This is a genomic window from Pseudomonas sp. LTJR-52, from assembly GCF_003691465.1.
In the GTDB taxonomy this organism is placed as follows: domain Bacteria; phylum Pseudomonadota; class Gammaproteobacteria; order Pseudomonadales; family Pseudomonadaceae; genus Chryseomonas; species Chryseomonas luteola.
The window spans coordinates 3,624,456-3,638,024 of record NZ_CP033105.1 but is presented as its reverse complement, the minus strand read 5'-3'; the positions used below and the strand labels follow the sequence as shown (position 1 = coordinate 3,638,024).

Annotated in this window: 11 protein-coding genes; 8 read left to right on the top strand and 3 right to left on the bottom strand. The window is 55.4% G+C overall.

All coding sequences use genetic code 11. The features are described 5' to 3' along the window. The first annotated feature begins 26 nt into the window (after positions 1–26). The 5 genes from EAW52_RS17035 to tldD all read left to right on the top strand — a co-directional run bounded on the left by EAW52_RS17035 (position 27) and on the right by tldD (position 8,545). Positions 27–623 (top strand): nucleoside triphosphate pyrophosphatase, encoded by a 597-nt coding sequence (locus tag EAW52_RS17035; RefSeq protein ID WP_122043327.1) that lies wholly within the window; start codon positions 27–29, stop codon positions 621–623. A 68-nt stretch (positions 624–691) separates the two neighbouring features. Further along, complete coding sequence (rng, locus tag EAW52_RS17030) at positions 692–2,149, top strand: ribonuclease G (RefSeq protein WP_122043326.1); 1,458 nt, start codon at positions 692–694, stop codon at positions 2,147–2,149. Positions 2,150–2,167: 18 nt separating this feature from the next. Then, the gene (locus tag EAW52_RS17025; protein WP_122043325.1) at positions 2,168–6,022 is read left to right on the top strand and encodes a YhdP family protein; all 3,855 of its coding nucleotides are present in this window, start codon (positions 2,168–2,170) and stop codon (positions 6,020–6,022) included. A 102-nt stretch (positions 6,023–6,124) separates the two neighbouring features. Then, positions 6,125–6,970, top strand: coding sequence for a carbon-nitrogen hydrolase family protein (locus tag EAW52_RS17020; RefSeq protein WP_122043324.1), 846 nt, complete (start codon positions 6,125–6,127; stop codon positions 6,968–6,970). 132 nt (positions 6,971–7,102) lie between these two features. Then, positions 7,103–8,545, top strand: coding sequence for a metalloprotease TldD (gene tldD / locus EAW52_RS17015; protein WP_010797275.1), 1,443 nt, complete (start codon positions 7,103–7,105; stop codon positions 8,543–8,545). Between the two features lie 21 nt (positions 8,546–8,566). On the opposite strand, the gene yjgA is transcribed toward tldD, so the two are convergent. Then, positions 8,567–9,091, bottom strand: coding sequence for a ribosome biogenesis factor YjgA (gene yjgA / locus EAW52_RS17010; protein ID WP_019365680.1), 525 nt, complete (start codon positions 9,089–9,091; stop codon positions 8,567–8,569). A gap of 92 nt (positions 9,092–9,183) precedes the next feature. Here yjgA and pmbA point away from each other — a divergent pair, with 92 nt between their 5' ends. The 3 genes from pmbA to EAW52_RS16995 all read left to right on the top strand — a co-directional run bounded on the left by pmbA (position 9,184) and on the right by EAW52_RS16995 (position 12,396). Then, on the top strand, positions 9,184–10,533 hold the full coding sequence (gene pmbA / locus EAW52_RS17005; protein WP_122043323.1) for a metalloprotease PmbA: 1,350 nt from the start codon (positions 9,184–9,186) through the stop codon (positions 10,531–10,533). A 286-nt stretch (positions 10,534–10,819) separates the two neighbouring features. Next, positions 10,820–11,431, top strand: coding sequence for a superoxide dismutase (locus EAW52_RS17000; RefSeq protein WP_010797278.1), 612 nt, complete (start codon positions 10,820–10,822; stop codon positions 11,429–11,431). A gap of 83 nt (positions 11,432–11,514) precedes the next feature. Further along, a complete protein-coding gene (locus EAW52_RS16995; RefSeq protein ID WP_256680626.1) occupies positions 11,515–12,396 on the top strand; it encodes a ZIP family metal transporter in 882 nt (293 codons plus the stop codon). Between the two features lie 14 nt (positions 12,397–12,410). Here the strand turns inward: EAW52_RS16995 and EAW52_RS16990 are convergent, their stop codons facing one another. Both EAW52_RS16990 and rapZ read right to left on the bottom strand, forming a co-directional pair. Further along, complete coding sequence (locus tag EAW52_RS16990) at positions 12,411–12,683, bottom strand: HPr family phosphocarrier protein (RefSeq protein ID WP_010797280.1); 273 nt, start codon at positions 12,681–12,683, stop codon at positions 12,411–12,413. Positions 12,684–12,704: 21 nt separating this feature from the next. Continuing rightward, complete coding sequence (gene rapZ, locus EAW52_RS16985) at positions 12,705–13,568, bottom strand: RNase adapter RapZ (protein ID WP_122043321.1); 864 nt, start codon at positions 13,566–13,568, stop codon at positions 12,705–12,707. Position 13,569: the final 1 nt, after the last annotated feature.

The following is a 13,569-nucleotide window of genomic DNA, read 5'->3' as shown; positions in this document are numbered from 1 at the left end:
GACGTGAGCGTTTCAAGGAGCCTTCTATGCCACGTCTGTATCTTGCTTCCGGATCTCCACGCCGTCGTGAGTTGCTTGAGCAAATCGGTGTGCCGTTCGAACGTCTTTCGGCCGAAATTGATGAGGCCGTGCTGCCTGGCGAGACGGCAGATGCCTATGTCGAACGTCTTGCCAGAAGCAAGGCACAGGCAGGTCTGGCACTTTTGTCTGGTGATACGGTTGATTGCGTCCTGGGAGCTGACACTAGCGTCGTGCTGGATGGGCATATTCTGGGCAAGCCGGAAAGCCGCGAGCATGGCATGGCCGTGTTGGTTCGCTTGAGCGGCAAGACGCATACCGTTCTGACCGCAGTTGCCGTAGCCAGTAAAGATCTGTGCCTGGCACGCGTCGTGTTGAGCGAAGTAACGTTCAGGCCTATCAGTGAAGACGAGCGTCAAGCCTATTGGGCAAGCGGTGAGCCGGCCGACAAGGCAGGCGGTTACGGAATCCAGGGGCTGGGCGCTGTCTTTGTTCAACATATAGCGGGAAGCTATAGCAGCATCGTCGGACTCCCCCTTTGTGAAACAGCGGAGCTGTTATCAACGTTTGGCATACCATGCTGGCAGCCCAATGTACCTCGTTGAAAAGGTTAATACCCTAGATAGCGCCGATACCGATAAGCTGCAAGACACCTCGAATAATGGATAAGTCTATGAGCGAAGAAATCTTGATCAACATCACCCCGATGGAGTCTCGGGTGGCGGTTGTTGAAAACGGCGTTCTGCAAGAGGTTCATATCGAACGCACGATGCGCCGGGGCATTGTAGGCAATCTGTATCAAGGCAAGGTTGTCAGAGTCCTGCCTGGGATGCAGGCGGCCTTTGTGGATATTGGGCTGGCCAGGGCCGCCTTTATTCATGCTGCCGAGATTTCTACCCGTGAGGGCAGTGCTGTCGAAAGCATCAGTGCCCTGGTTCATGAGGGGCAAAGTCTGGTCGTTCAGGTCACGAAGGATCCGATCGGAACCAAGGGGGCGCGCCTGACGACGCACCTTTCAATTCCCTCGCGCTATCTGGTGTACATGCCCAAGACCAATCATGTGGGCATCTCGCTGAAAATTGAAGACGAAGCCGAGCGTGAACGGCTCAAGAATATTGTTGAAAAGTGCATCGCCAACGAGTGTATCGAGGAAGCCGGTGGCTTTATTCTTCGTACGGCGGCGGAGGGCGCGCGTGAAGATGAAATCAAGGCGGATATCCGCTACTTGCGGCGGCTATGGGCTCAGATTCATTCTCAGATGAACAAGGTGCCTGCGCCTACGACCATCTATGAAGACCTTGACCTTCCATTGCGTACCTTGCGGGATCTGGTCAGTCCGCGCAGTGAAAAGATTCGTGTGGACTCGCGGGAAAACTTCCAGCGAATTGGCCAATTCGTGTCCGAGCTGATGCCTGAAGTATCCGATCGCCTGGAGCATTATCCTGGCGAGCGTCCGATTTTCGATTTGTATGGCGTCGAGGATGAAATCCAGAAGGCGCTTGAGCGAAAGGTCATGCTCAAATCGGGCGGGTATCTGATCATCGATCAGACCGAGGCGATGACTACGATAGACGTGAATACAGGTGCATTCGTAGGGCACCGTAACCTGGAAGAGACGATCTTCAAAACCAATCTTGAGGCAGCTACGGCAATTGCCCGGCAATTACGGCTGCGAAACCTGGGCGGCATCATCATTATCGATTTCATCGATATGGAAGATGAAGAGCATCAGCGCCAAGTGCTTCGCAATCTGGAGAAGCAGCTGGAGCGCGATCACGCCAAAACCAACATCATTGGCATTACTGAGCTTGGTCTCGTCCAGATGACGCGCAAGCGCACACGTGAGAGCCTGTCGCAGGTCCTGTGTGAGCCTTGTCCGGCGTGCCAGGGACGCGGCATGCTGCGGACGGCTGAAACTATCTGCTACGAAATCTTCCGTGAAATTTTGCGCGAAGCACGCGCTTACCAGGCAAACTCCTATCTCGTGTTGGCCAATCAGAAGGTGGTAGACCGTCTTCTTGATGAGGAGTCAGGCAATGTAGCGGACCTGGAAGCTTTTATCGGTCGAACGATCAAGTTTCAAGTCGAACCTATGTACTCCCAGGAGCAATATGATGTTGTACTGCTGTAAGCCGCTGAGCTTAGGCTGATGGCAGGGTTGGGCCGCTTCATCGGAACACTCCTGCGCCTTGGTTTCGGTCTGTGTGCTCTGATCCTGATCTTGCTGGCGCTTTATGTCAGCGTAGGGCGCCAACTCATGCCGGGCGTTGCCGAGTATAGAGCCGACGTTGAGGTGCGCTTGAGCAGTGCCTTGAAGCAACCTGTGCGCCTGGGCGCCTTAAAGGGAGGCTGGCAAGGACTCAATCCTGTCATTGACCTGCAGGACCTGGAACTGGGTGAGGGCAGCCAACCTCTGCATCTGGAGCGAATCAGGGTTGTGCCGAATATGTTCCAGAGCCTCCTGCACTGGCAGCCCATACTGAGTTATGCCAGCCTCGACGGTGTGCGACTCGAGTTGCTAGAAGATGCGGATGGGCGCTGGCGTATCGCAGGACTGCCCCAGCGTGATGATGAGCAAAAGCCTTTTGATCCCGCGCCGCTTCTCAAGTGGCTGCCCTCGCTTGGGCGACTATCAGTACTCAATGGACAGCTCAGCGTTTTATCCCACGAAGGAAAAGTGTTTACGCTGCGCTATGTCGAGGCAACGCTGTCTACGAGACGTAACGGCGATGTCCGTCTCGATGCGCGTTTGAATCTACCTGACGGGCAGCCCTTGGCGTTGGACGTCCAGGGGCAGGTCGATTCGGCGCATTGGCAGGACAGCCGATTCAAGAGCTATTTGAGCCTGCCCCAGACGGACTGGGCACAGTGGGTGCCGCGTACTCTGACGCGGCAGTGGCAGCTGCATGAGTTACATGCAGGAGGAGAGGTCTGGCTTGACTGGGCTCATGGAGTGCCTCAAGACGCAGCCTTGCGACTCAATGCGGCTCGGCTGGTGGCTTCGTATGGTACCCGTGCGCCTGCTGGTCTTGATGACCTCGCCCTGAACCTTGCATTTACCCGCGAGAAAAACGGCTGGCGAGCCATCGGTTCCGATCTGGCGGTAAGTCTTGGGGAGAAGCGCTGGAGTGGTGTGACATTAGCAGTTCAGCGCGATGATGCAGCGGGTCGCTGGCAGGTACGTGCCGACCGGCTCGATCTGGCACCATTGACGGCCGCCGTCCAGGCACTTGCGCCTTTACCTGAAAATGTGGCGTCAGCGTTATCGGCACTTAGTCCGCATGGTGCGCTACGTAACATCTCGCTGGACTACCAACCCCAGAAAAGTCTTGCTGATCGTCTGGCGTTTGCAGCCAATCTGGAGAAGGTAGGGTTCTCGGCCTATCACGGTGCGCCGGCTGTCGAGAATGCCAGTGGAAGTGCAACCGGCGGACTGCAGCATGGCGAATTGCGGCTGGATACCACCAACTTCTCGCTGCATCTGGCCACCCTGTTTCCTGAACCGTGGCAGTACCGTACAGCCAAAGCGCGCTTGAATTGGTCTTTAAGCGATGAAAGCTTTACCTTGTCGAGTCCGTTGATGCGCGTCTCGGGTGAAGAGGGTGATGCCGCCGGTGACATGTTCATTCGGCTGGCGCGCAAGCCAGGCATTGAAAGCTACATGGACCTGCGTGTTGGGCTGCGCAATGGTGATGCGCGCTATACCGCCAAGTATCTGCCTACCCGGACACCTGCGATGAGTGGCCCTCTGGCTGACTGGCTCAAGACTGCGATCAAGGGTGGCCATATCGATGAAGGTATTTACCAGTATCAGGGTTCCCTGATGCACGATGCACCGCCGGGTGCACGTACCATGAGTCTTTTTTTTCGCGTCCACGACGCGTTGCTTGCCTACCAGCCGGGTTGGCCAGAGTTGCGTGAGGCCAGCGGCGATATAGTCATTGAAGATGATGCCGTTCGCATTCAGGTACCGGAGGGGCGAATCCTGGATACCCAGGTCAGCAAGGCAAATGTCACCATCCCGCTGCGACATGATGGCAGTACGGTCCATCTGTATCTGAAAAGTGACTTGGACAGTAGTGTAAAGGACGGGCTCACGATCTTGCAGGAGACGCCGTTACCGACAGCCGAGACATTTAAGGGATGGCGGGGGGAAGGGGCTCTAAAGGGTAAGCTTGACCTGGATTTGCCTTTTGATCATGGGCTACCGCCCAAGGTGATTGTGGATTTCGTGGCTAATGGGGCCCGGTTACAGCTGGCAAATCCCATGCTCGATGTCACCAATATCCGCGGTGCGTTTCGCTATGACACGACACGAGGCTTGAGCGCACCGGATATCAAGGCGCAGGTATTGGGCAGTCAGGCCCACGGCAAGGCGTTCGCCGAAGGGAACCAGACCGATCCCAAGACCCGCCTCGTGGCTGAGGGCAAGGTAGCGCTCAGTCAGCTTACCCAATGGCTGGGTGTTGGAGGCCGGCCCTTGCCAGTGTCAGGCGATATTCCGTATCGCATGAGCCTGACCCTGGCAAACGAGGCCAGCGAAATCGTAGTAGCCTCGAATCTTCAAGGGGTAACTATTGATCTGCCAGCACCGTTTGGCAAGGATCCGCAGACCGCCCATGACGGTTTTTTCAGTATGACACTCAATGGGCCCGAGCGTCGTTATGAGGCGACATATCAAGGCTTGGCGGATGCCGTTATCGTCGCACCGCCGGATCGCTTGACCAAGGCCCGTGGTGAGGTTGTTCTGGGAAATGGCACAGCCAATCTCCCGAGCGGTCAGGGAATCCGTGTTCGTGGCGTCCTGGATCGTCTCGTGCTGAGTGAATGGCAGGTCGCTATCGAAAAGTACGTTACGCCTGGTAAGGAACCGGCTACGCGCTCCGGTGGTGGGCCTGCCTCGCCCGACTCCATGCTCTCAATACTTGCGGGCGGGCAGCTCAAGGTAGTGCATTTCGAAGGTTTCGGTCAGACCGTCGAAAACCTCGCTGTTCAGCTGGAACCACAAAGTAATGTCTGGGTGCTTACGCTCGATAGCTCGGTCATTGCCGGCCAGGTACGGTTGCCGGAAGACCGCAAGGTACCCATTACGCTTGCGCTCAAACACTTGGACTTTCCCAGTCATGCTGCTCCGGCAGGGGGCGCCAAGCCCGTCGAAAGTCCTGATCCCCTGGCGAATATCGACCCGCATGGCCTGCCAGCAATGGACGTATCGATTGATACCCTTTCGCTGGGCGGTGAGCCTGTTGGCGCACAGCGACTCAGGATCCGGCCAACGACGGCAGGAGTGCGCTTTTCAGACCTGAACCTCTATCTGAAGGGGCTGAAGGTCGAAGGTACGATGAATTGGGAGGGGTTGCCGGGCACTACGCGTACACGGTATAGCGGTCGTCTCTCGGGTGACAACGTTGCCGATGTATTGCTGGCCTGGAAGTTTGCATCCAGTGTGACCAGTCGCGAGTTTCGTCTTGATGCCAACGTCAGCTGGCCTGGATCGCCAGCCTGGGCGGGGCTGAATCGTCTGTCCGGCACACTGGATGCCAGCCTGCGTAACGGACAGTTGCGTCAGGTTGAAGGCTCTGCATCAGCGCTCCGGGTGTTTGGCCTGCTCAATTTTGAGGCCATACGGCGGCGGCTGCGGCTGGACTTTTCCGATATTTTTGGCCGCGGCCTGAGTTACGACACGATCAGCGGGTTACTGGAGGCGCAAAACGGTGTTTTTCTAACCCGGAAACCCATCATTCTGGATGGCCCTTCTACCGATATGCAGATGCAGGGTACGCTGGACCTGGCTCATGATCAGGTCGATGCCCATTTGCAGGTTGGATTGCCCTTGACCAACTCGCTGCCTATCGCGGCATTGATTGCAGGAGCACCTGCCATAGGCGGAGCCCTGTTCATTGTGGATCGCTTGATTGGTGACAGGGTAACCCGCATGGCCAGTGTGAACTATCACATCCATGGGCCCTGGCAAAATCCACAGATGACACTGGGCAAGAAGTGAACCCTGCGCAAAGAAATGCGACTGTTCTGCCATGACAGAAGAAGTCGGTTGAGCGTAAGCGGATCCTCTGCGTAGCATAGACAAGTCAATACGAGGTGGGCTATGACGTTTGCGGTAATCCAGATGGTCAGCCAAGACGACATAGAGGCCAATCTTGCTACGGCATACCGTCTGCTTGAGCAGGCGGCCAAGGCTGGAGCACAGCTGGCAGTCCTGCCCGAGAATTTCGTTGCGATCGGTCACTCCAATCCTTCCATGATCGGCCAGGCGGAGGCGCTAGGAGCAGGGCCCATTCTGCCTTGGTTAAGCTGTTCTGCTCGTACATTGGGGCTCTGGATTGTCGCCGGGACATTACCGCTTCCTCCAGATGATCAGCCATATGCCAAGCCAAGGGCGTGCTGCCTGTTGATCAATGATCAAGGGGAGCGAGTAGCTCGTTATGACAAGCTGCATCTCTTCAATGCCCGTGTAGATGATCGGCAGGGTAGCTATAGAGAGGGTGATCACTATGCGGAAGGCCAGGATATCGTCGTGGCGGATACCCCTGTAGGGCGGCTTGGTTTGACGGTTTGCTATGACTTGCGTTTCCCTGAGTTGTACACCTCTCTACGTGAGGCCGGTGCCGAGTTGATTGCTGCGCCTTCGGCATTCACGGCTGTTACGGGAAAGGCTCATTGGGATATCTTGATACGTGCCCGGGCTATCGAAACGCAATGTTATATTCTGGCTGCTGCGCAAGGAGGTCTGCATCCACGAGGTCGGGAAACCTGGGGCCACTCCGCTATTATCGATCCTTGGGGGCGCGTCCTTGAAGAGTCGCCTACAGGGGAAGCTGTCATGATTGGACGGCGTGATATTGTCCAGCAACAAGCATTACGCGAACAGATGCCGATTGCTCAGCATCGTCGCTTTGGTTTTGCAACATCGCCCTTGCCAAGCCACGAATGACCACAATCGACTTGATTGGGCATTTCCATTAAGCACAACGCGCAAGACGCGCTAAGGTCAATAAAGAAGATCTGTGTTGTTTCAACGTGTTGTGCACGCCTTGCATAAGACCTTTCGGCTATTGGAGTAAGCATGAGCCAATACCTGACTTCTGTCAGTCAACATCTTCTCAATCCAGGTGGGCTTGAAATCGACAGCCTGCCAGTGGTTCTTCATCAACTGGCGGGACCAGGAATCGACGCCGCCGATCTGTATTTCCAAAGCATGATTTCCGAGTCTTGGCTGCTTGAGGACGGCATCGTCAAGGAAGGCGGCTTTCATATGGACCAAGGCGTTGGTGTCCGTGCTCAATCAGGTGAAAAGACCGGGTTTGCCTATAGTAACGCCATCACACTGGATGCCTTGAGCCAGGCTGCCCAGGCTGCACGTTCCATCTCACGCAGTGGGGATAACGGCAAGGTTCAGGTATTCAGCCACATCGAGCCGGTACGGCTTTACCCCGAAGAAAACCCACTGGATGTCTTGAGCCGTGCAGAGAAAGTCGAGCTGCTCAAAAATATTGACGTAGCCACGCGGGCTCTGGATCCCCGTATCCAACAGGTTACGGTCAGCCTTTCCGGTGTCTGGGAGCAAGTGCTTGTCGCCGCCAACGATGGAACGCTGGCGGCGGATGTACGCCCTCTGGTGCGCTTCAATGTCAATGTGGTCGTCGAGCAGAATGGTCGCCGGGAACGTGGCAACAACGGTGGTGGCGGACGCACGGATTATCGTTACTTCCTGCGTGAAGACCGTGCCATGAGCTACGCGCGCGAAGCGGTGCGGCAGGCCTTGGTAAATCTGGAGGCTGTTGCCGCTCCAGCGGGTACGCTACCGGTTGTGTTGGGCTCGGGATGGTCTGGCGTCCTGTTGCACGAAGCTGTAGGGCATGGCCTGGAAGGTGATTTCAACCGCAAGGGCAGTTCGGCTTATAGCGGACGTATGAACGAGCGTGTAGCTTCATCGCTATGCACCATTGTCGATGATGGCACTCTCCCTGATCGCCGTGGTTCGGTATCGGTCGATGATGAAGGCACGCCAGGTGCCTACAACGTGCTTATCGAGAATGGAATCCTCAAGGGATACATGCAGGACAAGCTCAATGCCCGGCTTATGGGAGTGGCACGTACCGGCAACGGGCGCCGTGAATCCTATGCACATCTGCCCATGCCTCGCATGACTAACACCTATATGTTGGCGGGTGAAAGCGACCCGGCAGAAATCATCGCCTCTGTCGAGCATGGCCTGTATTGCGCCAGCCTGGGGGGCGGTCAGGTCGATATCACCAGCGGTAAATTCGTCTTTACGACCAATGAGGCTTACCTGATCGAGAACGGCAAGGTGACCCGGCCGGTGAAGGGCGCCACGCTGATAGGAAACGGTCCGGAAGTCATGACTCAGGTATCGATGGTCGGTAATGACCTGTCGCTGGACAACGGTGTTGGCACGTGCGGGAAGGAAGGCCAGTCAGTTCCGGTTGGCGTAGGCCAGCCAACTCTGAAAATTGATGCCATCACGGTAGGAGGAACGGGTGCCTGACGGGCAGGCAAGGGCCGCGTATTAACGCAGGCCCCGCTTGGTATCATCCAGTTCACGGATGTACTTGAACAGTTTACGTGCCGCTGACGGCGGCTTGTTATGCGCCTGCTCGTGTTGGGCGTGACGGATCAACTGGCGCAGGTGCTGGCGATCAGCGTCCGGGTAGTCTTCGACAAAGGCCTGCAGGACCTCGTCGCTACCACCCAGCAGACGATCCCGCCAGCGTTCAAGGGCGTGAAAGCGCTCGTTGTACTGGCGGGTCGAGGAATCGACTTGTTCGAGCATGGCCATGATCGCATCAAGATCCTGATCGCGCATCAGTTTGCCCAGGTACTGGGTATGTCGCTTCCGGGCGACGTTGGCTTTGTGCTTGGGAGCCTCGGCCAAAGCGCGGCGCAAAGGCTCGGTCAAGGGGAGGCGGTCAAGCAGGTCAGGGCTCATCCCGGCGAGGCGCGCGCCAAGGTCCTGCAGGGCATGCAATTCGCGCTTGATCTGCGATTTGCTCTTCTCTCCGGAGAAGGAGTCGTCGTCAAGAAAATCAGACATGAGGGTGGTCCATAACTAAAGGTCGCCATCATAACGAGTTGAAGGTCGGTTGTCCGGTCCGCCGGGCTGCCAACGCTGTATAGGAGAGAAGCATGAATCAATCCGTGGAAGCTGTCGGCCCGGCTGCCTTACCTGCCTTGCGTGAACAGGTCGAGCGCATTTTGGCAGAGGCGCGTCAGCAGGGTGCCACTGCTTGTGAGGTCTCGGTATCTGTTGAGCAGGGGTTATCTACAACCGTTCGCAAGGGCGAGGTTGAAACGGTTGAGTTCAATCGTGATGAGGGCTTCGGTATTACCTTGTACGTAGGGCACCGCAAGGGCTCGGCCAGTACGTCCGCAACGGGCGAAAATGCTATCCGTGAGACAGTAGCCGCGGCTCTTGCCATTGCTCAGCACGCTTCCGAAGACGAATATTCAGGCTTGGCCGATCCGGAAAAAATGGCCAAGAGCCTACCTGACCTGGACCTGTTCCATCCCTGGAGCATTACGCCTGACGAGGCGATCGAGAAAGCGCTTATTTGCGAGTCAGCGGCCTTCGCCGCCAATCCCAAAATCACCAATGCTGATGGGACAAGCCTCAACACTCATCAGGGCTGTCGTATCTATGGCAACAGCCACGGCTTTATCGGTGGGTACGCCAGCAGTCGCCACAGCCTGAGCTGCGTCATGATTGCGGAAAGTAATGGCCATATGCAGCGCGATTACTTTTACGACGTCAATCGTGTGGCTGAAGAGTTGATGGACCCTGTCTATATCGGTCAGCGCGCAGCAGAACGGGCGGTGAGTCGCTTGGGGGCTCGTCCGGTTCCGACGGCCCAGGTTCCTGTGCTGTTTGCGCCTGAACTGGCCTCAGGATTGTTCAGTAATTTTCTGGCTGCCATTTCTGGCAGCAACCTCTATCGCAAGACGACCTTCCTGGAAGGCGCAATGGGGCAGCAACTCTTCCCCGAGTGGTTATCTGTCGATGAGCGTCCATTAATCCCCAGGGCATTGGGCAGTGCATCGTTCGACAATGAAGGACTGGCGACCTATGCCAAGCCCTTTATCGATAAGGGTGAGTTGGTTTCCTATTTGCTGGGCACCTATTCCGCCCGCAAACTGGGGATGCAAAGTACAGCCAATGCCGGAGGCGTGCATAACCTGTTTGTCAGTCACGGCAGTGATGACCAGGCGGCCCTGATCCGTCGCATGGGCAAAGGACTTCTCGTAACCGAACTCATGGGGCAGGGGGTCAATCTGGTAACGGGCGACTATTCACGGGGCGCTGCCGGTTATTGGGTCGAAAACGGCGAAATACAGTTTCCGGTGCAGGAAGTCACTATTGCGGGGCGTCTTCAGGATATGTTTCGTAACATCGTTGCGATCGGTTCGGATGTAGATCGTCGCGGTGGTATTCGAACCGGATCGGTGCTGATTGAGTCCATGACTCTGGCCGGACGTTGATTCAAACTTTTGCGCCTGCCAATCAAACTACTGTAGGCAGGCGTAAAACGTCGCTTTCGTTTGTCGAATCTGTTAGATATGTTATTGATAAAGAATCTCATTTCTTATGAGGTCTGGTTTTATGGGGTGACAGGTCTTTAATTCTGTCCAGTTAACCCATAGCTAATAACTTCCAGCGTCAAGCCTCATTGGCGCGCTTCACTCAGCAGTAAACACGTGAACGTTCGAGCAACACGGGTCTGCCCTTAGGCAGACGATAGTTATCCTCACATCAGGAGACGACATCATGCCTCATACGCTTCCAGCTTTACCCTATGCCTACGATGCACTGGAGCCTCACATCGATGCGCAGACAATGGAAATTCACCATACCAAGCATCATCAGACCTACATCAATAATCTGAATGCTGCGCTCGAGGGGACTGGCCTTGAGTCCTTGCCGGTAGAAGAACTGCTGACTCAACTGGACAAGCTGCCTCAAGATAAGCGTGGTGTGGTAGTAAACAACGGCGGCGGACATGCCAACCACTCTCTGTTCTGGACCGTTATGACTCCGCAAGGCGGTGGTAACCCGGAAGGTGAATTGGCTCAGGCTATCGATTCCCAGCTGGGCGGTATGGACGCATTCAAAGAAGCCTTTACCAAGGCTGCGGTGTCTCGCTTTGGCAGTGGCTGGGCATGGTTGAGCGTGACGCCTGAAAAGAAACTGGTTGTTGAAAGTACACTTAACCAGGACAGCCCCATCATGAATGGCAATACGCCTATTCTGGGCCTGGACGTATGGGAGCACGCATACTACCTGCGTTATCAGAACCGTCGTCCGGAATACATTGGTGCCTTTTACAATGTAGTCAATTGGTCTGAAGTTGCTCGTCGCTATCAGGCAGCAATGGCCTAACGGGGTACAAGCGTCGTGATCTTCGCGGTGTAAGAGGTTCTTGCACCGCGTCCTCTGATCTTTTTTTTCGCCTCAGTAGGCCTATGCGTTCGATACAGACGTTTTTATCAAGTTATCTCGGATTGGCGTTGTGTATCGTCTTGCTGTTTATTGGGGGCACTCTTCTTCAGTTCGAAGCCTTACAGGCGCTATTTCAAAGACCTTCCATGCAAAGCGCAGTGAAAGACGGCATGCTCTGTGCGCTAGGCACTGCGCTCGGTGCGCTCCCCGTACTTGCCGTTTCTCGTATTTCTGAGCGTCTGTCCAATATCATGTTGGGCTTTGGTGCAGGCGTCATGCTTGCGGCTACTGCCTTTTCTCTTTTATTGCCTGCATTGGATGCAGGGGGCTCGCTAGGGTATTCCAAGTGGGGCAGTGGAGCGGTAGTCAGCTGTGGAATCATGCTAGGCGTTCTTGGCATGCTAGGGTTGGAACGTGTCATGCCGGAGCAGGAGTTAGAGCAGCGTGATTCTATTTCCGCCGTAGAGCCGCGAATCCTACTGTTCGTTGCAGCCATTATTCTTCATAACATTCCCGAAGGCATGGCTGTCGGTGTAGCCGCAGGTGGTGCTGTTGAAGGGGCAGAGAGCCTGGCGCTTGGAATCGCCCTGCAGGACTTTCCGGAAGGGATGGTGATTGCGCTGGTGTTAGCTGGAGCGGGTGTAAACCGGTATAAAGCGGTGGGCATTGGCGCAGCCTCAGGGCTGGTTGAGCCGCTTTTCGCAGTCATTAGTGCCTGGCTGGTTAATTTCAGTCAGATGATGCTGCCCTGGGGGCTGTCGCTGGCAGCAGGTGCCATGCTGTTTGCCGTAACCCACGAAGTCATTCCTGAGGCGCACCTTAAAAAGGGTCACCGCAGTGCTGCCACCGTAGGGCTCGGCATTGGTTTTTGTCTGATGATGGTAATGGATACCGCGTTAGGGTAGAGGAGCGTAGGCGATCATTCGCCTTCGTCGAACCGGTTGTTGATCAGTTCAATCAATGCTTGCAAGGCTTCTTCGCTCTGTTCGCCTTCTGTTGCCAAGTGAAGCATCGTGCCTTTGCCAGCAGCCAGCATCATGACAGACATGATGCTTTTCCCATCGATTGTGCTTTCAGGGCTTCTACCGACTCTGACTTCGCACGGAAAGCGCCCAGCCACACCGACGAACTTGGCCGCTGCGCGTGCATGCAGCCCTAGCTTATTGATGATGGTGATTTCTTGGGCGGGCATTACGTTGAGTGTCCTTAATCGCTATTGTCCAGGTAGGTCGCGGTGGCGAATCTGGACTTTTTTCAGTTTTGATTTGAGAGCTGTTCCCAGTCGCTGGGCAATGTAAACCGAGCGGTGGTGACCTCCCGTACAGCCAATCGCAATCGTTACATAAGAGCGATTGTTGGCGGCAAAATTGGGCAGCCATTTAGAAAGGTAATTATAGATGTCTTGGTAGAGCTCTTCGACCTCGGTTTGCTCCTCCAGATACTCGATCACGGGTTGATCCAGACCTGAAAGCTCCCTGAGCTCTGCTTTCCAATAGGGATTGGGCAGGAAGCGGATGTCGAAGACCATATCTGCATCAACCGGCAAGCCCCGTTTGAAACCGAACGACTCGATCAGAAACGCAGTGCCAGGCTCAGGTGCATTGAGCAAGCGTAGCTTGATCATATCCTTGAGCTGATAAAGATTCAGATGAGTGGTGTCGATCTTCAGGTCAGCCAGATCGGCAATAGGCATCAGCAGCTGACGTTCATCCTCGATGGCTTCAGCCAGAGAACGATACTCGCTTGTAAGCGGATGACGACGGCGGGTTTCCGAGAATCGTTTGAGCAGTGTCTGATCATCTGCATCCAGATACAGCACATCGCAACGGATATGGCGTGATCTGACTTGCTCAAGCAGCTCGGGAAAGCGTTGTAGCTGGCTGGGCAAGTTGCGGGCGTCGATAGACAGGGCTACCTGAGACTGAGCCCCTTCGGATTCAGTCAGAGCACGCTCGGACAGGTCTGGTAAAAGACCGGCAGGTAGATTATCGATGCAATAAAAGCCGTTGTCTTCCAGCACATCTAGTGCTGTGCTTTTGCCAGATCCGGAGCGTCCACTGACGATAATCAGATGCATG

Bases quoted from the DNA above. Each gene is read 5' to 3' on its own strand.
- EAW52_RS17035 (WP_122043327.1), top strand. From the start codon at position 27: ATGCCACGTCTGTATCTTGCTTCCGGATCTCCACGCCGTCGTGAGTTG.
- rng (WP_122043326.1), top strand. From the start codon at position 692: ATGAGCGAAGAAATCTTGATCAACATCACCCCGATGGAGTCTCGGGTG.
- EAW52_RS17025 (WP_122043325.1), top strand. From the start codon at position 2,168: ATGGCAGGGTTGGGCCGCTTCATCGGAACACTCCTGCGCCTTGGTTTC.
- EAW52_RS17020 (WP_122043324.1), top strand. From the start codon at position 6,125: ATGACGTTTGCGGTAATCCAGATGGTCAGCCAAGACGACATAGAGGCC.
- tldD (WP_010797275.1), top strand. From the start codon at position 7,103: ATGAGCCAATACCTGACTTCTGTCAGTCAACATCTTCTCAATCCAGGT.
- yjgA (WP_019365680.1), bottom strand. From the start codon at position 9,091: ATGTCTGATTTTCTTGACGACGACTCCTTCTCCGGAGAGAAGAGCAAA.
- pmbA (WP_122043323.1), top strand. From the start codon at position 9,184: ATGAATCAATCCGTGGAAGCTGTCGGCCCGGCTGCCTTACCTGCCTTG.
- EAW52_RS17000 (WP_010797278.1), top strand. From the start codon at position 10,820: ATGCCTCATACGCTTCCAGCTTTACCCTATGCCTACGATGCACTGGAG.
- EAW52_RS16995 (WP_256680626.1), top strand. From the start codon at position 11,515: ATGCGTTCGATACAGACGTTTTTATCAAGTTATCTCGGATTGGCGTTG.
- EAW52_RS16990 (WP_010797280.1), bottom strand. From the start codon at position 12,683: ATGCCCGCCCAAGAAATCACCATCATCAATAAGCTAGGGCTGCATGCA.
- rapZ (WP_122043321.1), bottom strand. From the start codon at position 13,568: ATGCATCTGATTATCGTCAGTGGACGCTCCGGATCTGGCAAAAGCACA.